Here is a 20,796-nt window from a genome sequence, read left to right as displayed (position 1 = left end):
TACGCGGGACACGCCCGATCTACACAACCCTCAACAGACAATGCTGAACTTGTTTCAGCATCCACTCTTCCTCTCGGCAACGCTCCCCCGTCGCACGGTGGATGCTGAAACAAGTTCAGTATGACGGATGTAAATATCTGAAATAAAACCGAGATATCAGATCCCGAGGTCTTTCTCGACCCGGGCGATCCAGCGCTGGACCGCCGGATAGTCGGCGAGCACGAAGCCGCCCTCATGCGCGACCCGGGTGTAGGCGACCAACGCGATGTCGGCGAGAGTGAGGCGGCCGCCGACCAGATAGTCGGCCCTGGCCAGCGCATCGTCGAGCAGCCTCAGCGCGCCCCGGCCGCGCTCGACGATCCTGGGTTCGAGATCGGCGACCGCCTTGCCCAGATAATGGACCTGGAAACGCGCCACCGCGACATAGGGTTCGTGGCTATATTGCTCCCAGAACAGCCACTCGTTCATCTTGGCGCGGTCATAGGCGTCGACCGGGATCAGCTGCGAATCCTCGGCGAGCCAGGTGATGATCGCGTTCGACTGGGCGAGGGTACGGCCGTCGTCGAGCAGGACGAGCGGCACCTGGCCGGCCGGATTCATCGCCAGATAGGCGGGCGTCCGCGTCTCGCCCGTGAGCACACCGGTTTCGATCCAGCGATAGGCGATGCCGAGCAGGTCGGCGGTCCATTTGATCTTGAGGCAATTGCCCGAAATCGAATCTCCATAGACCTTCATCACCGTCCCCCTGTCTGCGATTACCGGGTCCTAGCCGATGCGCGGCCGCGGGAAAAACAAAGGCAGGCGCACAGCATATAAAAGCGGCTTATGACGGATTCTCATCATGGCGCGGCAAAAACCGCCCGATTCCCGTCATCAAGCCGTAAGAAAACCGCCGGGCCGCCTGTAACAAAACTCGGGCAAACGCATGTTCCGTCAACCGCTGCGATGGGACGGACCATGAATGCCATCACGCCGATGAAGGGTATCGCCAGGCTTGCGGCGCTTCATGACGCTGATCCGACCATCCCCGAACCCGAGGGCGCGCGTCGGCGTTACCGCACGATCTGGATCTCCGACATCCATCTCGGCACGCGCGGCTGCAACGCCAATCTGCTGATCGACTTTCTCGACAATTGCGACAGCGAGACCATGTATCTGGTCGGCGACATCATCGACGGCTGGCGGCTCAAGCGGTCCTGGTACTGGCCGTCGGCGCACAACGACATCGTCTGGCGGGTGATGAAGCGCGCCAAGCGCGGCACCCGGGTGGTGTTCATCCCCGGCAATCATGACGAGATGTTCCGCCAGTTCACCGGCATGACCTTCGGCGGCATCGAAATCCGCCGCAGCGCGGTCCACCAGACCGCCGACGGCCGGCGGCTGCTGGTCACCCATGGCGACGAGTTCGACACGGTGGTGATGTGCCACCGCTGGCTCGCCTTCGCCGGCGACGCGGCCTATGAATTGCTGATGCGGATGAACGTGGTGATCAACGCCGTTCGCCAGCGCCTCGATTTGCCTTACTGGTCGCTGTCGAAGCACGCCAAGAACAAGGTCAAGAACGCGGTCGAGTTCATCTCGCGCTTCGAGGAAGCGGTCGCGCACGAGGCCGCGGCGCGCGGGGTCGACGGCGTCGTCTGCGGCCATATCCACACCGCCGAGGTCCGCCAGTTCGGCGATGTCGTCTATTATAACGACGGCGACTGGGTCGAGGGCTGCACCGCGCTGGTCGAGCATATGGACGGCCGGATGGAGATCCTCCACTGGGCCGAGGAGATGAACCGGCGCAAGGCGGAAGCCGCGGCGACGCCGGCCCGGGCCGCCGACGCGATCGCGGCCTGAGCGCGGTGCGGATCGTCATCGCCACCGACGCCTGGTCGCCGCAGATCAACGGGGTCGTCCGCACCCTCCAGTCGGTCCGCCGCGAGCTCGAGGCGATGGGGCATGAGGTCTGCGTGATCGCGCCCGACCAGTTTCGGTCGGTGCCGTGCCCGAGCTATGGCGAGATCAGGCTGGCGATGGCGAGCCACCGGACCGTCGGCCGCCGGATCGAGGCGTTCGGCGCCGATGCGATCCATGTCGCGACCGAGGGACCGATCGGGCTTGCCGCGCGGCGTTATTGCCTCGACCGCGGGCTCGATTTCACCACTGCCTATCACACCCGCTTTCCCGAATATGTCGCGCAGCGCACCCGCATGCCGGCGTCGTGGTTCTGGACCTATATACGCTGGTTCCACGCCCCCGCCGCGGCGATCCTGGCATCGACCCCGTCGATCGAGGCCGAGCTGACCGGGCAGGGGCTGGGGCCCGTGCGTCGCTGGGGCCGCGGCGTCGACCTGACGCTGTTCCGCCCGCGCGAAGGCCATCCGGCGTTCGAAGGCCTGCCGCGGCCGATCCAGCTCTATGTCGGCCGGGTCGCGATCGAGAAGAATATCGGCGCGTTCCTGGCGGTCGACGGGCCGGGGACGAAGGTCGTCGTCGGCGACGGCCCGGCGCGCGCCGCGCTCGCCCAGCTTCATCCCGGGACGGTCTTCCTCGGCGCGCTGTCGGGCGACGAACTGGCGAGCGCCTATGCCGGTGCCGATGTCTTCGTCTTCCCTAGCCGCACCGACACGTTCGGGCTGGTGATGATCGAGGCGCTCGCCTGCGGCACCCCGGTCGCGGCCTATCCTGTGACCGGGCCGCTCGACGTGCTCGATCCGGCGTCTTCGGCGATGGACGAGGACCTGGCGACGGCGATCGCCGCGGCACTAACCCGCGACCGCGAGACGGCGGCCCGGTTCGGTGCGAGCTTCGGCTGGCGGCACAGCGCCGAGCAGTTCCTCTCCGCGCTCGCCCCGATCGGCGAGGCGCTCCGCCGCCAGCGCCGCGCCGCGTAATCTGTTAAGCCCTCAAACGCCGGGCGGCGGGCATCCGCCCGCCTTGGCTTCCTCGCAATAAGCTCGGGCGGCCGTTCGGCCTTGCGGACCCTCCGGGTCCGTTGGTTGTGCCCCGCCCGGCGTTTGAGGGCTGAAACAAAAGACTCCCAATAACTCCCGACTTGCCCTGATCGTCCGGCTTTACTACATCATCGGGCAATGTTCGGCCGCTCCGTGAGGGGCGGCCCTTTTATTTTCTGGAAAGGACCGTCATGGCCCAGCCGCTCATGCCCCATGCGACCGCTTCGTGGCTGGTCGACAACACCGCGCTCAGCTTCGAGCAGATCGCTGCCTTTTGCGGTCTCCACATCCTCGAGATCCAGGCGATCGCCGACGACATGGCGGCGACCAAGCTGGCGGGCCGCGATCCGGTGCGCGCCGGCGAACTGACCCAGGCCGAGATCGACAAGGGCCAGGCCAATCCCGCCTATCGGCTGGTGATGATCAAGGGCCCCGACCAAGTCCGCCGCACCAAGGGGCCGCGCTACACGCCGGTGTCGAAGCGCCAGGACAAGCCCGACGGCATCGCCTGGATCCTGCGCAACCATCCCGAGGTTTCGGACGGCCAGATTTCCAAGCTGATCGGCACCACCCGCACGACGATTGCCGCGCTGCGCGACCGCACCCACTGGAACATGGCCAATATCGTGCCGAAGGATCCGGTGACGCTCGGCCTGTGCTCGCAGCGCGAACTCGACGCGCTGGTCGCCAAGGCAGCGAAGGCGGCAGGGCTCGAAGCGCCGACCGACACCCGGCTCGAGGGCGACCGCGAGGCGCTGATCGAGGAACTGCGCGCGCAGCGCGACGCCGCCGCCAAGGGCGCCGAAATGACCCTGGCCGAAGAGGAAGCCGCGCTGTTCGGCGGCCCGGCGTTCAAGGATCCGTTCAAGAAATAAGCGATGCGACGCCTCTCCGGCCGCTCCGGCGGTGGGGGAGGCGATGACGCAGTCTTGACCCTGCGCACCCTTGGGACCACAAGCCGGGCCATGGCAGACGAACCCGCTCCCTTCGCCGAACTCTCGTTCGAGGATGCGCTCAAGAAGCTCGAGGCGATCGTGCGCCAGCTCGAATCGGGCGACGTTCCGCTCGACCGTTCGATCGAACTCTATGCCGAGGGCGACGCGCTCCGCCGCCAGTGCGAGGAGCGGCTGCGGGCCGCCCAGGCCCGGATCGAGAAGATCGTGATCGGCCAGGACGGCCAGCCCGGGGGCACCACGTCTTTCGACGTGGGCTGACGCGATGGCCGGCGATCTCGCGACCGAACTCGACTGGATCGCGCGCGATATCGACGCGCGCTTCGATGGCCTGCTGGTGCCCTCCGACGACAGCCGCAATTCACTGATCCAGGCGATGCGCCATGCCGCGATCGGCGGTGGCAAACGCCTGCGCCCGCTGCTGGTCTGCGCCGCAGCCGATCTGTTCGCGGTCGACCGCGAATGCGCGCTCAGGGCCGGGCTCGCGGTCGAGGCGATCCATGTCTACAGCCTGATCCACGACGATCTGCCGGCGATGGACGACGATGATATGCGGCGCGGCAAGCCGACCGTCCACCGCGCGTTCGACGAGGCGACCGCGATCCTCGCCGGCGACGCCTTCCAGGCGTTGGCGTTCGACATATTGGCCGACGAACAGACCCATCCCGAACCCTTCGTCCGGGTCGAACTGCTCGCCGCACTCGCCAAGGCGGCGGGGCTGGGCGGCATGGTCGGTGGGCAGGCGATGGATGTCGCCGCCGAAAAGCTGATGCTCGATCTCGGCACCATCACCCGGCTCCAGCAGCTCAAGACCGGTGCGCTGATCGGGTTCGCGGTCGAAGCCGGGGCGATCCTCGGCCGGGCCGGGCCCGATGGCCGTTCGCGGCTGAAAAACTATGCGCGCGACCTGGGGCTCGCCTTCCAGATCGCCGACGACCTGCTCGATGCCGAAGGCGATCCGGCGATCGCCGGCAAGGCGGTGCGCAAGGATGCCGAGGCGGGGAAGGCGACCTTCGTCTCGCTGCTCGGGGTCGATCGCGCGCGCGCCCAGGCACGTTCGCTGGTCGACCAGGCGGTCGGCCATCTTGGCAATTTCGGCAGCGAGGCCGATCTGCTACGCGATATCGCGGCCTATGCGATCGATCGCGACCGTTGAACCAGCGATTGCCGCGCCACCGGGGGGAATTTTGACGATGCGCATCGGTGTCTATCCGGGCACGTTCGACCCGATCACTCTGGGTCATATGGATATCATTCGCCGTGGTGCGAAACTCGTCGACAAGCTTGTCGTCGGGGTGACCACCAACGCGTCGAAGTCGCCGATGTTCTCGGTCGACGAACGCATGGCGATGGTCCGCCGCGAGACCGCGGGTCTCGACGCGGTGATCGAGGTGGTGTCGTTCGACTCGTTGCTGATGAAGTTCGCCGAGGATATGGGGGCGTCGATGATCGTGCGTGGGCTGCGCGCGGTCGCCGATTTCGAATATGAATATCAGATGGCGGGGATGAACCAGCAGCTCAACAACCGGATCGAGACCGTCTTCCTGATGGCCGATGTCGCGCTGCAGCCGATCGCGTCGAAGCTGGTCAAGGAAATCGCCAGCTATGGCGGCGAGATCCACAAGTTCGTGCCGGCCGCAGTGGCGCAGGAAGTCGTCGCGCGGATCGAAAAACTCGGTAAGAAGGGCAGCTGAACGGTTCAGCCGCTGGCAAGCCGAGACAGGATAATCGGCCGTTGCGTGGCCGCTGGAGAAAATGATCAGATGCGTTCGAAGTTCGTTCTTGCCGCCCTTGCCGGTCTGGCGTTTGCCGCCGGTGCTTCGGCGCAGACCGTTGCCGATCCGGTGATCGCCCCGCCGCCGCCGGCGGCACCGCAGAATATCCTCAATCTCGACGTCTCGACCGGCGGCCGCATCCAGATATTGCTGCGCCCCGACAAGGCGCCGCTCTCGGTCGAGCGGATCAAGATACTCACCCGTCGCCATTTCTACGATGGCCTGACCTTCCACCGGGTGATCGAGGGTTTCATGGCGCAGGGCGGCGACCCCAAGGGCACCGGCGAGGGCGGATCGGACCTGCCCGACCTCAAGGCCGAGTTCAACGACATGCCGCATGTCCGCGGGACGATGGCGATGGCGCGCGCCGAAGGGCTCGATAGCGCCAACAGCCAATTCTACCTCATGCTCCAGCCCAACCTGAATCTCGACGGCAACTATACCGTCATCGGCCGGGTGATCTCGGGCATGTCTTTTGTCGACGCGCTCGAAAAGGGCGAGCCGCCGGCCAATCCTTCGAAGATCGTCCACGCTTCGATCGAATCGGACGACAAGGGCCTTCCGCCCGAGGCTCCGGTGGTCGCGGCGGCTCCTGCTGCGCCGCAGATGAGCAAGAAAGAGCGTGAGCAGATGCAGCGCGAGATGAAGCGCCAGGTCGAAACCAACAAGGCGACCGACGCTGCCGTTGCCGCGATGTCGAAGTCGCCGCAGCAATAAGGCGGGGCACGCACGATGCGTGTCGATCTGTTCGATTTCGACCTGTCGGCCGAGAATATCGCGCTCAGGCCCGCCAGCCCGCGCGATAGCGCGCGGATGCTGCTGGTCGAGGGCGCGACGGCGCTCGCCGATCACGCCGTCGCCGATCTGCCGCGGCTGCTGTGCGCGGGGGATTGCCTGGTCTTCAACGATACCCGCGTCATCCCCGCCCAGCTCGAGGGGATGCGCGGCGATGCGCGGATCGGCGCGACCCTCCACAAGCGAGAGGGACTGCGGCAGTGGCGCGCCTTCGTCCGCAACGCCAAGCGGGTGCGGATCGGCGATCGGATCGATTTCGGCGCCGCTGTGACCGCGATCGCCGCCGATCGCGGCGACGACGGATCGATCCTGCTCCATTTCGAAGGCGAGGAGCCGGTCGAACTGCTGCTCGAACGCGCCGGCCGCATGCCGCTGCCGCCCTATATCGCTTCGAAGCGCGCGGCCGACGCCCAGGATCTCGCCGACTATCAGACGATGTTCGCGCGTGAGAAGGGCGCGGTCGCGGCACCCACCGCAGCACTCCACTTCACCCCCGACCTGATGGCGGGGCTGGCCGCCGCCGGCATCGCCACCGAGACGCTGACCCTCCATGTCGGCGCGGGCACCTTCCTGCCGGTCAAGGTCGACGATACCGACGCGCACAAGATGCACGCCGAATGGGGCCGGATCGACCCCGCCACCGCCGATCGCCTCAACGCGGTCCGCGCGGCGGGCGGCCGGGTGATCGCGGTCGGTACCACCAGCCTGCGCCTGATCGAGAGCGCGAGCGGCGAGGACGGCGTGATCCGGCCGTTCGAGGGCGATACCGCGATCTTCATCACCCCGGGCTATGTCTTCCGCGGCATCGACGGGCTGATGACCAATTTCCATCTGCCCAAGTCGACCCTGTTCATGCTGGTCTCCGCCCTGATGGGGCGCGAGCGGATGCAGGCGGCCTATGCCCATGCGATCGCCGCGGGCTATCGCTTCTACAGCTATGGGGATTCGTCGCTGCTTCTGCCCTGAGCGGTTGATCCGGCCGGCCGGTGCGGGCACATCAGCGCATCATGTTCCTCGTCACTGGCCTGCGCCTGCTGCTGCCCGCAGTCATCCCGTCATGGCGCTTTTTCGACGCGGTCTCCGCCAGTCCCCGGGTGGAGTATCTGCTGTCGACTCCGTCGGGCGAGCCGATCGGCGAATGGCGCGAGGCGCGCCCGCGTCCGCCTTCGCTGTCCTGGCCCGCGATGCTGTGCCGGATGTTCTGGAACCCGGCATGGAATGAGAGCCTCTATCTCGTCAGCCTGTCCGAGCGGCTGTTGATCTCGACCGATCCGGCGACGGTGCACCACAGCCAGCGCGAACTTTTCCTGCGGGTCGCGGGCGACCTTCATCGGCGCGGGCTGGCCGACGCGACGATGCAGTTGCAGCTTCGCATATGCCTGCAGGCGCGGGGCGATGGCGAGGCTGTAGAAAGCGAGGTCGCCTATCTCTCGCAGCCGCGCGCCCTGACCGACCTCGTGACCCGATGACGGCGACGCTCTCGTTCGAGACGGCGCTGCGCCTAACGAGCCTGCTGATGGCGCTCGCCTTCGTCCAGCAGAGCCTCGAGCATCTTCGTCGCTCGGCCCGGCACGACGAGCGGCTGCTGTTCGTGCCCAAGCTCGGCCTGTCGGTGCTGTTGGCCGCGGTCGCGATCGCCGGCCCGTTCGCGGGCATCGTGCCGCAACTCCTGCTGCTCGCGCTGGTGGTGAATCACCTCGCGATCCTGACCTTCTTCAACGGCCCCTATAATGGCGGCGCCGATCGCATGGGGCTGCTGATCCTCGTCTGCCTGACCCTGGCGCATGTCCTGCCGGAGCCGGCGCAGCGCGAGATCGCCTTCGGTTATCTGGGCCTGCAGTTGCTGCTGTCCTATCTGATCTCGGGCTGGGTCAAGGTCGTGAACCCCGACTGGCGCAGTGGCCGGGCTTTGCGCGACGTCTTCCTGTTCTCGGCCTATCCGGTCGCCGACGATATCCGCGGCTGGAGCCGGCATCCCGGCTTGCTCCGTGTCATGGGCTGGGCGGTGATCGGGTTCGAGCTCGCCTTCCCGCTGGCCTTCCTCACCCGTCCGACCCTGTTGCTGGGACTGGCGGTTGCCGCGCTGTTCCACGCCGCCAATGCCTGCCTGTTCGGGTTGAACCGCTTTTTCTGGATCTGGATCTGCGCCTATCCGTCGATCCTGTGGCTGCAGGTGCGGGTGCTGGGATAGCCTTGATGGGTTGGAAATAGCGGTACGATTTGGCCACCAATTCACTGACGGGCGCGTGCTCGCTGTCTGATTTCTGCCAGGGCCGCCTCGGCGCCCTCCCAGGGCGCGGACCCGCTGGCCAGCCCCTCGGCGACGAGCCGCCGGAATTGCTCCAACTCGAGCTGCGTCGTTTCGCGTTTATGCTTCCAGTCACGAAGCGCGTCGCGAACCACCTCGCTCGACGACGCATATTCGCCGCTATCGACAGCGAGGCGCAGCATCGCCGCCATGTCCGCCGTCAGGGCCACACCGACCTTCTCGACCTTCGCCATCGGGCACCTCCGGTTGGCAGGCACCATGCCGGCCGGAGGTCACCGTCACTCCGCCGGCTGGACCGCCACCTTGGCCTTGCCCTTGCGCCCCTGCCGATAGTCGAGCGTCCCGAACATCCAGTCGTAGAGCAGGGTGATCGTCGCATAATTGCCGCCGGTGAAGTTGGCGTGGTGGTTGTGGTGCATCACCGACATCGTGTTCAGATATTTGAACGGGAAGCGATCGCTCTCCCACAGGTCGTGATTGTGCAGGTTGATCTGCGAGAAGGCGACCCAGGTGATGACGATCGTCGCGACATGGAAATTGCCCATGACCCGCGACAGCAGGAAGATCGTGCCGACATACATGCCCAGTCCGATCGCGACTTCGAGCGGGTGGATATAGCTCGAATCGTTGCGGCAGGGATTATGCTGCCGGTGATGGACCGCGTGGACCCACATCAGCGGGCCGCCGAGGACACCACCATCGTGGAACAGGAAGCGGTGCACCAGATAATAGACGAAGTCGTAGACCATCAGGATCACGACGATGTCGAGCGCCATCCGCCACAAGGGCTGGGCCTCGGCGGTCAGGCAGAAGGGCAGGATGCCGGCGAAGATCAGCGCGATGAAGAAGACGCCCCATTTGCGGTTCCACAGCTGGTTGGCGGCATAGTTGGGGCGTTCCATCTTCCTGGCATAGGTCGCCTTGTTGACCCGGGCGGCCTCGCGGAAGGTCGGCACCAGCTTCGCGAGTTGCCCGCCGATCAGCGTGACCAGCCCTATCCCCACCCCGGCATAGAGCGCCAGTTGCCACTGATAGTTCGCCGCCAGTTCGGCCAGAAGCCCCACGCCCATATCCGACTATCCTCCGCTTGCCCCGGCCGCATGATCATATGCCGACGAGAACGTTGTTCTCAATCTATGACACAGGGTGGCGCATTTGGCAAGCGTCGCGGTTCATCGCGAGGAAAGCGCACGGATCGTTCGGTCGGGGCGCGTGTCGATCATACGATGAGATGAGTTTCCCTGATCGATTTTGCTTGCTTCAATCGGTCATGCGCCAGTTCTAGAATGCGCGCGTCGAACCCGGATAAGAGGACGAGCTCCCATGGACGCCAAGACGACCAACGACCCTTTGGGTTGCCCGATGAAGCAGCCCGCCGCGTTGCGCTCGCTGCTCGGCCGCACCAACCGGGATTGGTGGCCCAACCGGCTGTCGCTCGAGATCCTGCCGCAGCAGGGCGCCTCGGGTAGCCCGCTCGGCGACGATTTCGACTATGCCAGCGCTTTCGCGTCGCTCGATCTCGCAGCGGTGAAGGCCGATCTCACCGCGCTGATGACCGACAGCCAGCCCTGGTGGCCGGCCGACTATGGCCATTATGGCCCCTTCTTCATCCGCATGGCGTGGCACAGCGCGGGCACCTACCGCAGCGCCGACGGCCGCGGCGGGGCCTCGTCGGGCTCGCAGCGCTTCGCCCCGCTCAACAGCTGGCCCGACAATGCCAATCTCGACAAGGCGCGCCGGCTGCTCTGGCCGGTGAAGCAGAAATATGGCCGCAGGCTGAGCTGGGCCGACCTGCTGATCCTCGCCGGCAATGTCGCGATCGAATCGATGGGCGGGCCGGTGTTCGGCTTCGGCGGCGGCCGCGTCGATGTGTTCGAGCCCGAAAAGGACATCTACTGGGGCACCGAGGCGGAATGGCTCGGCCAGACCCGGATCGACCCGGACAAGGAGATGGTGCTCGAAAGCCCGCTCGCGGCGATCCAGATGGGGCTGATCTACGTCAATCCGGAAGGGCCCGGCGGCGTTCCCGACCCGGTCCAGTCGGGCCGCGACATCCGCGAGACCTTCGCACGGATGGGGATGAACGACGAGGAAACCGTCGCGCTCACCGCCGGCGGCCACACCTTCGGCAAGGCGCATGGCGCCGGCGACGCCTCGAAGGTCGGCGCCGAACCCGAGGGCGCCGACATCGCCCAGCAGGGGCTCGGCTGGATGAGCGGCCATGAGAGCGGGATCGGCGACCACACGATCACCAGCGGCATCGAGGGGGCCTGGACGCCGACGCCGATCACGTGGGACGACAGCTTCTTCCACATGCTGCTCGACTATGATTATGAACTGGTGAAGAGCCCGGCGGGCGCGCACCAGTGGCAGCCGGTCGGCCAGAAGCCCGAGGATCTGGCGCCGGGGGCGCACAGCCCCGAGCGGCGGCTGCCGACGATGATGACCACCGCCGACATGGCGCTCAAGGTCGACCCCGCCTATCGCGCGATCTCCGAGCGTTTCCGCGCCGATCCGGCCGCTTTCGCCGACGCCTTCGCCCGCGCCTGGTTCAAGCTGTGCCACCGCGACATGGGGCCGAAGGCGCGCTATCTCGGCCCCGATGTCCCCGCCGAGGATCTGCTCTGGCAGGATCCGATCCCGGCGCGCGGTCATGCGCTGGTCGATGCCGCCGATATCGCCCATCTCAAGGCGCGCATCCTCGGTTCGGGGCTCAGCGTCGCCGAACTGGTCGCGACCGCCTGGGCGTCGGCCTCGACCTATCGCGGCTCGGATCATCGCGGCGGCGCCAATGGCGCGCGCATCCGCCTCGCCCCGCAGAAGGACTGGGAGGTCAACCGGCCCGAACAGCTCGCCCGCGTGCTCGGCGTGCTCGAGGGGATCAAGGCCGATTTCGACGGCACGGCCCCAGGCGGCAAGAAGGTCAGTCTCGCCGACCTGATCGTGCTGGGCGGCGGCGCCGCGATCGAGAAGGCGGCGGCCGATGACGGCAAGCTGGTCGAGGTGCCGTTCACCCCGGGTCGCACCGACGCCAGCCAGGAGCAGACCGATGTCGAGGGCTTCGCGGTGCTCGAGCCGCGCGCCGATGGCTTCCGCAACTATCTCCAGGTCCGTTTCACCGTGCCGACCGAGGAACTGCTGATCGACCGCGCCCAGTTGCTGACGCTGAGCGCGCCCGAGATGACCGTGCTGGTCGGCGGGCTGCGGGTGCTCGGCGTCCATCATGGCGGCGGGGCCGAGGGTGTCTTCACCGACCGTCCCGGCGTCCTCTCGAACGACTTCTTCGTCAATCTGCTCGACATGGGCACCGCCTGGAAACAGGTCGACGACAGCGGCGACGAGACCTTCCTCGGCACCGACCGCGCGACTGGCGAGACCAGGTGGCGCGCGACCCGCACCGACCTGGTGTTCGGTTCGAATTCGCAGCTGCGCGCCTTGTCCGAGGTCTATGCCGCGGCCGATGCCGGCGATGCCTTTGTCGACGACTTCGTCGCGGCCTGGGTGAAGGTGATGGAGGCCGATCGGTTCGACCTGACGGTTTGACGGCTGACCCCTTCTCTAGACCCTACCTGCTTGCAGGAAGGGTCGGGGGCGTCTGCGCGCCTAAAAGATTCGGGAACCCCGGTCCGCGGCAGATCACTTGAAGCGCTGGATCGGAACCATCAACCCCGTTGGCAAGCCTCGATCCGTTCGCATAGGCTAGGCGGCATGGCTTATTTCGGTTCCTTATCCCGCGAAGAACTGATCGAGCGCTATCAGTCGCTGCGCCGCGAGCAACGCGATGGCTATGGACGCTGGCTGCTGCTGATCAAGGAGCTTCGCGTCCGGCATGACGCGAGCATCCTCGAGGCCGAACGCATCGCGCTGTCCAGTCCCCATCGGCGCAGATGGGTCGAGACGCAGATCAACACGCGTCAGCAGTGCCGCAAAAAGGCGCTCGCCCATATTCGCCACAATGGCCGTAACGCGCTCATCGCGCGTGAAGGCGACAGCTTCCATTTCACGATCATCGCCCGCTAGGGCTGGGCGTCGGCTCTGCTGGCGTGGCATCAATTAGGTATAAATCCCCGAGTAGAATGGCGCCCGCTCAGCCCCTTTGAACCAATTCGACCTTGTGCCCGATCGGATCGATGAGAACGGCCCTGATCCCCCACGGGGTATTGGACGGTTCCTTGAGAATCTTCCCGAAGGTGCCGGCTGCGCGACAGGCCGTCACGACATCGTCGACGCTGAAACCCAGGCGGGTGGGCATCGTGCTCTCGCCATCCGTGGCCGGGTAGATCTCCAGCAACGCATAGCCGCAAATGGCGGAGAAATGGACCGGCCCCGTGCCATGCTGCTCGCGTTCGAAGCGGAGGCCCAACGCTTCGTAGAAGGGAAGGATCTCCTCGGGTTTCGGGGCGCGTAGAACGAGAAGATTGAGCGATACCGTCATTCATTCCCACCGATCATGGCCCTGCCATTCGCTTTGGCGGCGCCATTCGCGGCCTGGCATGGGCCGAAACCCGACATCTTCCTCAATGCAGCGCGTTCCACACCAGCCTTGCGGTCAGGCACAGGCTGATCACCACCAGCACCGGCCGGATCACCTTCGCGCCGAAGCGGATCGCGGTGTGCGAGCCGCAATAGGCGCCGAGGATCGACCCGCCGGCCATGCACAGGCCCAGCAGCACGATGACATGGCCGCTGAACGCGAACACGCCCAGCGCGCCGATATTGCTCGCGAAGTTGAACGCCTTGGTGTGCGCGGTCGCGCGGCGCAGCCCCATGCCGCGCAGCGAGACGAGCGAGGTTGCGAAGAAGCTGCCGGTGCCGGGGCCGAAGAAGCCGTCGTAGAAGCCGATCGCACCGCCGACCGGCGTGTAGCCGCCGACGCTCAGCCGGTGATGCGCATCCTCGTCGGTCATCCGCGGCGACAGCAGCACATAGGCGGCGACCGCGACCAGCAGGAAGGGCACGATCAGGTTGAGCGTGTCGGACTTGATCGTCTGCACGACCCAGGCGCCGATGCCCGCGAGCAGCGCGATCAGCAGCACCGTCGGCCACCAGGTCCGCCATTCGATCAGCCCCTTGCGGCTGAAGTTCCAGCAGGCGGTCGCCGCGCTGAAGCTCGACTGCAGCTTGTTGGTCGCGAGCATCGTGATCGGCGGCAGCCCCGCCCACAGCATCGCCGGCACCGTCAGCAGCCCGCCACCGCCCGCGATCGCGTCGATGAAGCCGGCGATGAAGGCGACCGCGGTCAGGATCGCATAGGTGTCGGGGCCGAGATGGGGCATCGCCGCTGCCTGCCCGAGCGACCCGAACCACGCAAGCCGCCCACCGCCATTTTCCGGGGCTTTCGCTTATATTTCCTCTTGGCGGGAATAAGCTCTATAGGCCCGCGCCATGTCCTCTCCCCGTTTCGACTTCACCATCGCCGCCACCGACGGCAAGGCGCGCACCGGCACGATCGCGATGCGTCGCGGCGAGATCCGCACCCCCGCTTTCATGCCGGTCGGCACCGCCGCCACCGTCAAGGCGATGAAGCCCGCCGATGTCCGCGCGACCGGCGCCGACATCATCCTCGGCAACACCTATCATCTGATGCTGCGCCCCGGCGCCGAACGCGTCGCCCGGCTCGGCGGTCTCCACGCTTTCATGCGCTGGGACCGGCCGATCCTCACCGACAGCGGCGGCTATCAGGTGATGAGCCTGTCGGCGCTGACCAAGCGTAGCGAGGAAGGGGTCGCCTTCGCCAGCCATCTCGACGGTTCGCGCCACATGCTGTCGCCCGAGCGTTCGATGGAGATCCAGCGGCTGCTCGGCTCGGACATCGTCATGGCGTTCGACGAGCTGGTGCCGACGACCTCGACCCGCGAGGTCCAGGCGGCGGCGATGGAGCGTTCGATGCGCTGGGCGAAGCGCTCGCGCGCGGGCTTCGACGCCGGCGGCGCTCATGCCGAGGGCGCGGCGCTGTTCGGCATCCAGCAGGGAGCGCTCGACGAGAGCTTTCGCAAGAGTTCGGCCGACGCGCTGCTCGATATCGGCTTCGACGGCTATGCGGTCGGCGGGCTCGCGGTCGGCGAGGGGCAGGAGGCGATGTTCGCGGTGCTCGACTATGCGCCGGGCCAGCTCGATCCGGCCAAGCCGCGCTATCTGATGGGGGTCGGCAAGCCCGACGACATCGTCGGCGCGGTCGAGCGTGGCATCGACATGTTCGACTGCGTGCTGCCGACCCGCTCGGGCCGCAACGGCCAGGCCTTCACCCGATTCGGGCCGATCAACATCCGCAACGCCAAACATGCCGAGGACCAGGGGCCGATCGATCCCGATTGCGCCTGCCCGGTCTGCGGGCAATTCAGCCGCGCCTATCTCCATCACCTCAACCGGTCGGGCGAGATATTGGGCGCGATGCTGATGACCGAGCATAATCTCGCTTTCTATCAGCAGTTGATGGCCGGACTGCGCGGCGCGATCGCCGAAACAAGGTTAACGAAATTCGCCAATGATTTTCGGTCGGATTATTATCAGACCAAAGTCGAAGCTGTAGTTTAACCTTATCAAAACCTCATTGCGCTAGAACGCTTCTCACGGGGACGGTCATTCCCGAGTTCTTGTGAGAGTTGCGTAAGCGTATCCCGGTTGTTTTCGGGACGGGCGGTTCATGCCCTTAAAAGACGAGAATCCGATCGGTGCCGGCCCCTGCCAGCGCACCGATCGGACCATCGACGCCGATACGGACGTCGAGCCTGTCGGCGTTCATGTCGGCCAGCGCCAGCCCGCTCTGGCAGACGGTCATCGCCACCCCCAGTTCGAGCATGTCGTCGAGCAGTTCGGCGAGTGTCGGCAGCCCCTTCGCGGCATAGAGGGCGTCGATCGCCGTCGGCCCCCGCAGCAGCGCGACCGCCGGGGCGTGGAGGTGGATTCGCGTCATGCCTCCCATCGCCTGCGCCGCCGCGGCGAAACTCAGCGCCGCGTGCAGCCGCTCGGGATCGCTCCCCGCGACGATGATCGTCAGCGGTGGCAGCGGCATCCCGGATCCTTGGGCACGCCGATCGTACGGAAGCGAAAGGCGAGCGCGTCGATCAGCAGCAGCTTGCCCGCGCTGTCGTCGCCGAAGCCGGTGATCGCGCGGATCGCCTCCATCGCGGCGATGCTGCCGACGATTCCGGTCAGCGCGCCGAGCACCCCCTGATCGGCGCAGCTGATGTCGGGCCGGTCGGGATCGTCGCCGACGAGGCAGCGATAGCAGGGCTGGTCGGCCATCCAGCCGCGCCATGTCGCGACCTGCCCGTCGAACTGGCCGACTGCCGCCGACACCAGCGGGATGGCGAGCGCGGTGGCCGCGTCCGAGACGATCAGCCGGGTCCCGAAATTGTCGCAGCCGTCGAGGATGATGTCGGCCCCGGCCAGCAGCCCGGCGGCATTGCCGGCATCGAGGCGGTCGGCGACCGCCTCGACCGCGACATCGGGATTGGCGGCGGCGATCCGCTCGCGGGCGACGTCGACCTTGCGGCGTCCGATATCGGCGGTCGCGAACAGGGTCTGCCGCTGCAGGTTCGACAGCGAGACGATATCGTCGTCGATCAGCCGAAGCCGGCCGACTCCGGCGGCGGCGAGATACTGGATCGCCGGCGATCCGATGCCGCCCGCGCCGACGATCGCGACGGTCGCGCCGAGCAGCGCCTGCTGTCCCGCGCCGCCGATCTCCTTGAGGATGATGTGGCGGGCATAGCGATCGAGCTGCTCGTCGGTCAGCATCACAGTGCCGACCTCCGTTCGTGTCGAGCCCCGCGACGGCCTGCCAAGGCAGGCGCTCGGGACAGGCCGAGGTCGAGACACGTTACGGTACCGATGCATGTCTCGACTACGCTCGACACGAACGGAATCCTGTGCGTCCGGCCAAACCGCTCAGCGCCCGGTCGAACCGAAGCCGCCCGCGCCGCGTGCGGTGTCGTCGAGTTCGTCGACCTCGTCGAAGATCGCCTGCGAGACCTTGGCCGGCACCAGCTGGGCGATGCGCTCGCCGCGCTTCACCTCGAACGGATCGCTGCCGAGATTGGCGAGGATGACCTTCACCTCGCCGCGATAATCGGCATCGATCGTGCCCGGCGTGTTGAGGCAGGTGATGCCGTTTTTGAGCGCGAGCCCCGACCGCGGCCGAACCTGCACCTCATAGCCGGCGGGGATCGCCATCGCGAAGCCGGTCGCGACCGCGTGACGCGCGCCGGGCGCCAGGGTGACGTCCTCGGCGGCGACGATGTCCATGCCCGCGGCATGCGTCGTCGCATAGGCCGGCACGGGGAGATCGGCGCCGTGCGGCAAGCGCTTCAGACGGATGGTGAGGTCATTGGGCAAGTGCATCGGAAATCCTGGAAGCGAGGCGAAAGGCGACGACGTCCTTGGGAAGCTGTTCCCAATGCTCGACGCCGTCGGCGGTGACGATATGGACGCTGTTGGCGTCGCCGCCCATCACGTCGCCCGACACGTCGTTGGCGACGATCCAGTCGCAGCCCTTGCGCGCCAGCTTGGCGATCGCATGGTCGACGACCTTCTCGGTCTCGGCGGCAAAGCCGATCAGCAATCCGGGCCGGCGATCGCTTTTGGCGAGCGTGGCGAGGATGTCGGGATTCTCGGTGAGCGCCAGCGCGGGCGGCGCGCCCGATCCGTCCTTCTTGATCTTCTCGCCGGCGGCGCGATCGACGCGCCAGTCGGCGACCGCGGCGACCATCACCGCGGCATCGGCGGGCAGGGCGGAGTCGACCGCCGCCGCCATTTCGCGCGCGGTCTCGACGTCGACCCGGTCGACCCCAGGCGGGGTCGCGAGCGCAACCGGGCCCGACACCAGCGTGACTCGGGCACCGAGCGCGGCCAGCGCGCCGGCGATCGCATAGCCCTGTTTCCCCGAGGACCGGTTGGCGATGTAGCGGACCGGATCGATCGGCTCATGGGTCGGGCCCGCGGTGACCAGGACATGCCTGCCGACGAGCGGGCGGGCGGGCGTCGCCGTCGGGCTGGCGGTCATCTCGCGGATGCGGTCCCAGATCGCCGCCAGCTCGGGCAGCCGGCCCGGACCATATTCGCCGCAGGCCATCGCCCCTTCGTCGGGGGCCATCACCGTCACGCCGTCGGCGCGCAGCTGCGCGACGTTGCGCTGGGTCGCGGCATGGAGCCACATCCGCACGTTCATCGCCGGCACCGCGAGCACCGGCTTGTCGGTGGCGAGCAGCAGCGTGGTCGCCATGTCGCTCGCGAGGCCCGCGGCCATCTTCGCGAGCAGGTCGGCGGTCGCGGGCGCGACCACCACCAGATCGGCCTCGCGGCTGAGCTGGATATGGCCCATCTCGGTCTCGTTCTTGAGGTCCCACAGGCTGGTGTGGACCTCCTGCTCGCTGAGCGCGGCGAGCGTCATCGGGGTGACGAAATGCGATCCCGCCTCGGTCAGCACGCAGCGCACCGATCCGCCGCCCTTGCGGATCAGCCGCACCAGCTCGCACGCCTTGTAGGCGGCGATGCCGCCGCCGACGATCAGCAGGATGCGCGGGCCGTTCATCGCGTCAAACTAGGAGCAATGTGCCGGCGATGCCAGCGGCCGCGGCCAGGATCGCCACCACGGCATAACGCCAGCCGCCGCCGATCCGGATCACCTGGACGTCGCGCAGCGGTGGTGCCGGGGGCGCACCGCCGGGGGCGGGGAATTTGGCCTCGATCCGGCGGACCAGCTCGGGCAGCGCCGCCAGCGTGCGGACATCCTCGACGATGCGGTCGGCGAGCCAGGATTCGGGGCCGAGTTCGGAGCGCATCCATTCCTTCACGAACGGGCCCGACGTGTCCCACATGTTGAGGTCGGGATCGAGGCTGGTCGCGACGCCTTCGACCATCACCATCGTCTTCTGGAGCAGCAGCAGATGCGGCTGGGTCTGCATGTCGAAATCGCGGGTGATGCCGAACAGCCCATCGAGCATCTGGCCGATCGAGATGTCCTTGGCGGCGAGCCCGCGGATCGGCTCGCCGACCGCGCGCAACGCGGTGGTGAACTCGGCGACATTATGATGCGGCGGGACATAGCCCGCCTCGAAATGGATCTCGGCGACGCGGCGGTAATTGCCGGTGATCAGCCCATGGATGATCTCGGCGAGCCAGCGCCGCGCGCGGCGGTCGATCCGGCCCATGATCCCGAAGTCGATCACCCCGATCCGGCCGTCGGACAGCGCGAAGAGATTGCCCTGGTGGAGATCGGCGTGGAAGAAGCCGTCGGAGATCGCCTGGCGCAGAAAGGCCTGGACAAGCCGCGCGGCGAGCGCGGGCAGATCATGGCCGGCGGCGATCAGCCCCTCGCGGTCGCTGAGCTTGATGCCGTCCATCCAGCCCATCGTCATCACCCGGCGCGACGACCGGCCCCAGTCGATCTCGGGCACGACGAAGCCGGGGACCGCGGCCATATTCTCGGCGAGTTCGGAAGCCGAGGCGGCCTCGCGGCGCAGGTCGAGCTCGCGCGCGGTCCATTGGCGGAAAGTCGCGATCACCAGCCGCGGGCGCAGACGCGCGATCTCGCCGCCCATCTGTTCGGCCTGGGCGGCGGCCCATTCATAAGTCTCGATCGCGCGGGCGAAGTCCTCTTCGACCCCGGGGCGCAGCACCTTGACCGCGACGGTGCGGCCCTCGGTCGTCACCGCCTTGTGGACCTGGGCGATCGAGGCAGCGCCGACCGGCTTCTCGTCGAAGCTGCGGAAGACCGCCTCGATCGGCTTGCCGAGGCCCTGCTCGACCGCGGCGCGGATCGCCGCGAAAGGGGCGGGGGGCAGGGCGTCCTGCAGCCGGAACAGGTCGGTGGCGGCCGCGTCGCCGACCAGATCGGGGCGGGTCGCCAGCGCCTGGCCGAGCTTGATCGCCGCCGGGCCCAATGTTTCGAAGGCGGCGGCATAGCGGGGCTGTTCGGGCAGGTTGGCGCCGAGGCGAAGGATGCGAACGAGCCGGCGCACTTGGGGCGGCGCCAGCGGGTCGCGCTCGATCCCGCGCAGCGCACCATGCTTGGCGAGCGTGCGGCCCCATTTCAGCAACCGCCAGCCATGGGTGAGCGACGAGGTCAAATCTTCCAGCCGCTATGGATGGCGACGAGGCCGCCGAGCATCGGCTCGACCTTGGTCTGGACGAAGCCGGCGGCGGCGATCTCGGCGCGGAACGCGTCCATCGGCGGGAAACGGCGGATCGATTCGATCAGATAGCGATAGCTCTCCTCGTCGCCCGCGATCATCTTGCCGACCTTGGGGACCAGCCGGTGCGAATAGGCGTCGTAGACTTCCTTGAAACCCGGCCACAAGGTCGTCGAGAATTCGAGGCAGAAGAAGCGCCCGCCGCGCTTGAGCACGCGGTAAGCCTCGGCCAGCGCCTGGTCGCGATGGGTGACGTTGCGGATGCCGAACGCGATCGTATAGGCGTCGAACGCCTTGCTGTCGAAGGCGAGCGTCTCGGCATTCTGCTCGGACCAGATCAGCCCGTCGATCCCGCGCTTTTCGGCGCGTTCCATGCCGACCGCCAGCATCGCGCCGTTGATGTCCGACACAGTGACCTGCGCGCCGGCCCTGGCCATCCGGAAGGCGATGTCGCCGGTGCCACCGGCCATGTCGAGGATCTGCTCGCCCACGCGCGGTTTGACCCGCCGGACGAAGCGGTCCTTCCACAGGCGGTGCATGCCCGCCGACATCGCGTCGTTCATGATGTCGTAGCGCTGGGCGACGCTGCGGAAGACTTCGCCGACCTTCGCGGTCTTTTCGGTGGGGGAGACCTCGGTATAGCCGAAGGAGACGGTGTCGGTCGTTGGGTCGGTCATGGCGTCGCTCTAAAGCCTGATCGCCGGTGGTGGAAGCGCTTTGCGCGGCGCCGTGCAACCGGGCGCGTCCGATGGCGGCGGCCGGCGGGCGCGAGATATGGGGAAGCCCATGCGGGTGGCTTCGATCCCGTTCCCTCCCGAGCAACGCCGCAGGCTGATTGCGCCAAAATGGACTAAACGATTGTAGGTCAGCGATTTACAGCGTCGCATGTCGCCACCTACATTTTCCGATGATGTTGGTTGGGCCGTGCTTCCG

General features: G+C 66.9%; 24 protein-coding genes. 13 read left to right on the top strand and 11 right to left on the bottom strand.

What is annotated here, in order from left to right; translation table 11 throughout:
- Positions 1 to 156: 156 nt before the first annotated feature.
- The gene (locus AC1RM6_RS25600) at positions 157 to 735 is read right to left on the bottom strand and encodes a glutathione S-transferase family protein (protein ID WP_493106558.1); all 579 of its coding nucleotides are present in this window, start codon (positions 733 to 735) and stop codon (positions 157 to 159) included.
- A 222-nt stretch (positions 736 to 957) separates the two neighbouring features.
- On the opposite strand from AC1RM6_RS25600, the gene AC1RM6_RS25595 reads away from it, so the two are divergent.
- The 10 genes from AC1RM6_RS25595 to AC1RM6_RS25550 all read left to right on the top strand — a co-directional run bounded on the left by AC1RM6_RS25595 (position 958) and on the right by AC1RM6_RS25550 (position 8,653).
- A complete protein-coding gene (locus AC1RM6_RS25595) occupies positions 958 to 1,842 on the top strand; it encodes a UDP-2,3-diacylglucosamine diphosphatase (RefSeq protein WP_493106556.1) in 885 nt (294 codons plus the stop codon).
- A gap of 5 nt (positions 1,843 to 1,847) precedes the next feature.
- Positions 1,848 to 2,879, top strand: coding sequence for a glycosyltransferase family 4 protein (locus tag AC1RM6_RS25590; RefSeq protein ID WP_493106554.1), 1,032 nt, complete (start codon positions 1,848 to 1,850; stop codon positions 2,877 to 2,879).
- A 251-nt stretch (positions 2,880 to 3,130) separates the two neighbouring features.
- On the top strand, positions 3,131 to 3,814 hold the full coding sequence (locus AC1RM6_RS25585) for a DUF1013 domain-containing protein (protein ID WP_493106552.1): 684 nt from the start codon (positions 3,131 to 3,133) through the stop codon (positions 3,812 to 3,814).
- A gap of 90 nt (positions 3,815 to 3,904) precedes the next feature.
- Positions 3,905 to 4,153, top strand: coding sequence for an exodeoxyribonuclease VII small subunit (locus AC1RM6_RS25580; RefSeq protein WP_493106550.1), 249 nt, complete (start codon positions 3,905 to 3,907; stop codon positions 4,151 to 4,153).
- 4 nt (positions 4,154 to 4,157) lie between these two features.
- Positions 4,158 to 5,048 (top strand): polyprenyl synthetase family protein, encoded by an 891-nt coding sequence (locus tag AC1RM6_RS25575; protein WP_493106548.1) that lies wholly within the window; start codon positions 4,158 to 4,160, stop codon positions 5,046 to 5,048.
- A 37-nt stretch (positions 5,049 to 5,085) separates the two neighbouring features.
- Positions 5,086 to 5,586, top strand: coding sequence for a pantetheine-phosphate adenylyltransferase (gene coaD / locus AC1RM6_RS25570; protein WP_493106546.1), 501 nt, complete (start codon positions 5,086 to 5,088; stop codon positions 5,584 to 5,586).
- Between the two features lie 69 nt (positions 5,587 to 5,655).
- Positions 5,656 to 6,384 carry a peptidylprolyl isomerase gene (locus tag AC1RM6_RS25565; RefSeq protein ID WP_493106543.1) on the top strand — a complete coding sequence of 243 codons (729 nt, stop codon included), beginning with the start codon at positions 5,656 to 5,658 and terminating at the stop codon, positions 6,382 to 6,384.
- A gap of 15 nt (positions 6,385 to 6,399) precedes the next feature.
- Positions 6,400 to 7,428 (top strand): tRNA preQ1(34) S-adenosylmethionine ribosyltransferase-isomerase QueA, encoded by a 1,029-nt coding sequence (queA, locus tag AC1RM6_RS25560; RefSeq protein ID WP_493106539.1) that lies wholly within the window; start codon positions 6,400 to 6,402, stop codon positions 7,426 to 7,428.
- A gap of 41 nt (positions 7,429 to 7,469) precedes the next feature.
- Positions 7,470 to 7,931, top strand: a complete 462-nt coding sequence (locus tag AC1RM6_RS25555; RefSeq protein WP_493106537.1) for a hypothetical protein — start codon at positions 7,470 to 7,472, stop codon at positions 7,929 to 7,931.
- Positions 7,928 to 8,653 carry an HTTM domain-containing protein gene (locus AC1RM6_RS25550; RefSeq protein ID WP_493106535.1) on the top strand — a complete coding sequence of 242 codons (726 nt, stop codon included), beginning with the start codon at positions 7,928 to 7,930 and terminating at the stop codon, positions 8,651 to 8,653. The genes AC1RM6_RS25555 and AC1RM6_RS25550 overlap by 4 nt, the downstream gene beginning before the upstream one ends.
- A gap of 41 nt (positions 8,654 to 8,694) precedes the next feature.
- On the opposite strand, the gene AC1RM6_RS25545 is transcribed toward AC1RM6_RS25550, so the two are convergent.
- Together AC1RM6_RS25545 and AC1RM6_RS25540 are read right to left on the bottom strand one after the other, a co-directional pair.
- Positions 8,695 to 8,964, bottom strand: a complete 270-nt coding sequence (locus AC1RM6_RS25545) for a type II toxin-antitoxin system ParD family antitoxin (RefSeq protein WP_493106533.1) — start codon at positions 8,962 to 8,964, stop codon at positions 8,695 to 8,697.
- Between the two features lie 45 nt (positions 8,965 to 9,009).
- On the bottom strand, positions 9,010 to 9,801 hold the full coding sequence (locus tag AC1RM6_RS25540; protein WP_493106531.1) for a sterol desaturase family protein: 792 nt from the start codon (positions 9,799 to 9,801) through the stop codon (positions 9,010 to 9,012).
- Positions 9,802 to 10,054: 253 nt separating this feature from the next.
- Between AC1RM6_RS25540 and katG the strand changes: the two genes are divergently transcribed.
- Together katG and AC1RM6_RS25530 are read left to right on the top strand one after the other, a co-directional pair.
- Complete coding sequence (gene katG / locus AC1RM6_RS25535) at positions 10,055 to 12,274, top strand: catalase/peroxidase HPI (protein WP_493106529.1); 2,220 nt, start codon at positions 10,055 to 10,057, stop codon at positions 12,272 to 12,274.
- 165 nt (positions 12,275 to 12,439) lie between these two features.
- Positions 12,440 to 12,751, top strand: a complete 312-nt coding sequence (locus AC1RM6_RS25530) for a hypothetical protein (RefSeq protein WP_493106527.1) — start codon at positions 12,440 to 12,442, stop codon at positions 12,749 to 12,751.
- A gap of 67 nt (positions 12,752 to 12,818) precedes the next feature.
- Here AC1RM6_RS25530 and AC1RM6_RS25525 read toward each other — a convergent pair whose 3' ends face one another.
- Positions 12,819 to 13,166 carry a VOC family protein gene (locus AC1RM6_RS25525; protein WP_493106525.1) on the bottom strand — a complete coding sequence of 116 codons (348 nt, stop codon included), beginning with the start codon at positions 13,164 to 13,166 and terminating at the stop codon, positions 12,819 to 12,821.
- 82 nt (positions 13,167 to 13,248) lie between these two features.
- A complete protein-coding gene (locus tag AC1RM6_RS25520; protein WP_493106523.1) occupies positions 13,249 to 14,007 on the bottom strand; it encodes a TSUP family transporter in 759 nt (252 codons plus the stop codon).
- Between the two features lie 109 nt (positions 14,008 to 14,116).
- Between AC1RM6_RS25520 and tgt the strand changes: the two genes are divergently transcribed.
- Positions 14,117 to 15,265 carry a tRNA guanosine(34) transglycosylase Tgt gene (gene tgt / locus AC1RM6_RS25515; protein ID WP_493106521.1) on the top strand — a complete coding sequence of 383 codons (1,149 nt, stop codon included), beginning with the start codon at positions 14,117 to 14,119 and terminating at the stop codon, positions 15,263 to 15,265.
- A gap of 115 nt (positions 15,266 to 15,380) precedes the next feature.
- Here the strand turns inward: tgt and AC1RM6_RS25510 are convergent, their stop codons facing one another.
- From AC1RM6_RS25510 to AC1RM6_RS25485, 6 genes are all read right to left on the bottom strand, one after another.
- A complete protein-coding gene (locus AC1RM6_RS25510; protein WP_493106519.1) occupies positions 15,381 to 15,743 on the bottom strand; it encodes a DsrE family protein in 363 nt (120 codons plus the stop codon).
- The gene (locus AC1RM6_RS25505) at positions 15,725 to 16,474 is read right to left on the bottom strand and encodes a HesA/MoeB/ThiF family protein (RefSeq protein ID WP_493106517.1); all 750 of its coding nucleotides are present in this window, start codon (positions 16,472 to 16,474) and stop codon (positions 15,725 to 15,727) included. Before AC1RM6_RS25505 ends, AC1RM6_RS25510 begins: the two co-directional genes overlap by 19 nt.
- 147 nt (positions 16,475 to 16,621) lie before the next feature.
- A complete protein-coding gene (dut, locus tag AC1RM6_RS25500; protein WP_493106516.1) occupies positions 16,622 to 17,074 on the bottom strand; it encodes a dUTP diphosphatase in 453 nt (150 codons plus the stop codon).
- Positions 17,058 to 18,263 carry a bifunctional phosphopantothenoylcysteine decarboxylase/phosphopantothenate--cysteine ligase CoaBC gene (coaBC, locus tag AC1RM6_RS25495; RefSeq protein ID WP_493106515.1) on the bottom strand — a complete coding sequence of 402 codons (1,206 nt, stop codon included), beginning with the start codon at positions 18,261 to 18,263 and terminating at the stop codon, positions 17,058 to 17,060. The genes dut and coaBC overlap by 17 nt, the downstream gene beginning before the upstream one ends.
- 4 nt (positions 18,264 to 18,267) lie before the next feature.
- Positions 18,268 to 19,800, bottom strand: a complete 1,533-nt coding sequence (gene ubiB, locus AC1RM6_RS25490; protein ID WP_493106513.1) for a 2-polyprenylphenol 6-hydroxylase — start codon at positions 19,798 to 19,800, stop codon at positions 18,268 to 18,270.
- The gene (locus AC1RM6_RS25485) at positions 19,797 to 20,540 is read right to left on the bottom strand and encodes a class I SAM-dependent methyltransferase (RefSeq protein ID WP_493106511.1); all 744 of its coding nucleotides are present in this window, start codon (positions 20,538 to 20,540) and stop codon (positions 19,797 to 19,799) included. The genes ubiB and AC1RM6_RS25485 overlap by 4 nt, the downstream gene beginning before the upstream one ends.
- Positions 20,541 to 20,796: the final 256 nt, after the last annotated feature.

The sequence above is a fragment of the Rhizorhabdus sp. GW822-FHT03C02 genome (assembly GCF_058801765.1).
This window is presented reverse-complemented; position numbering and strand designations above follow the sequence as displayed.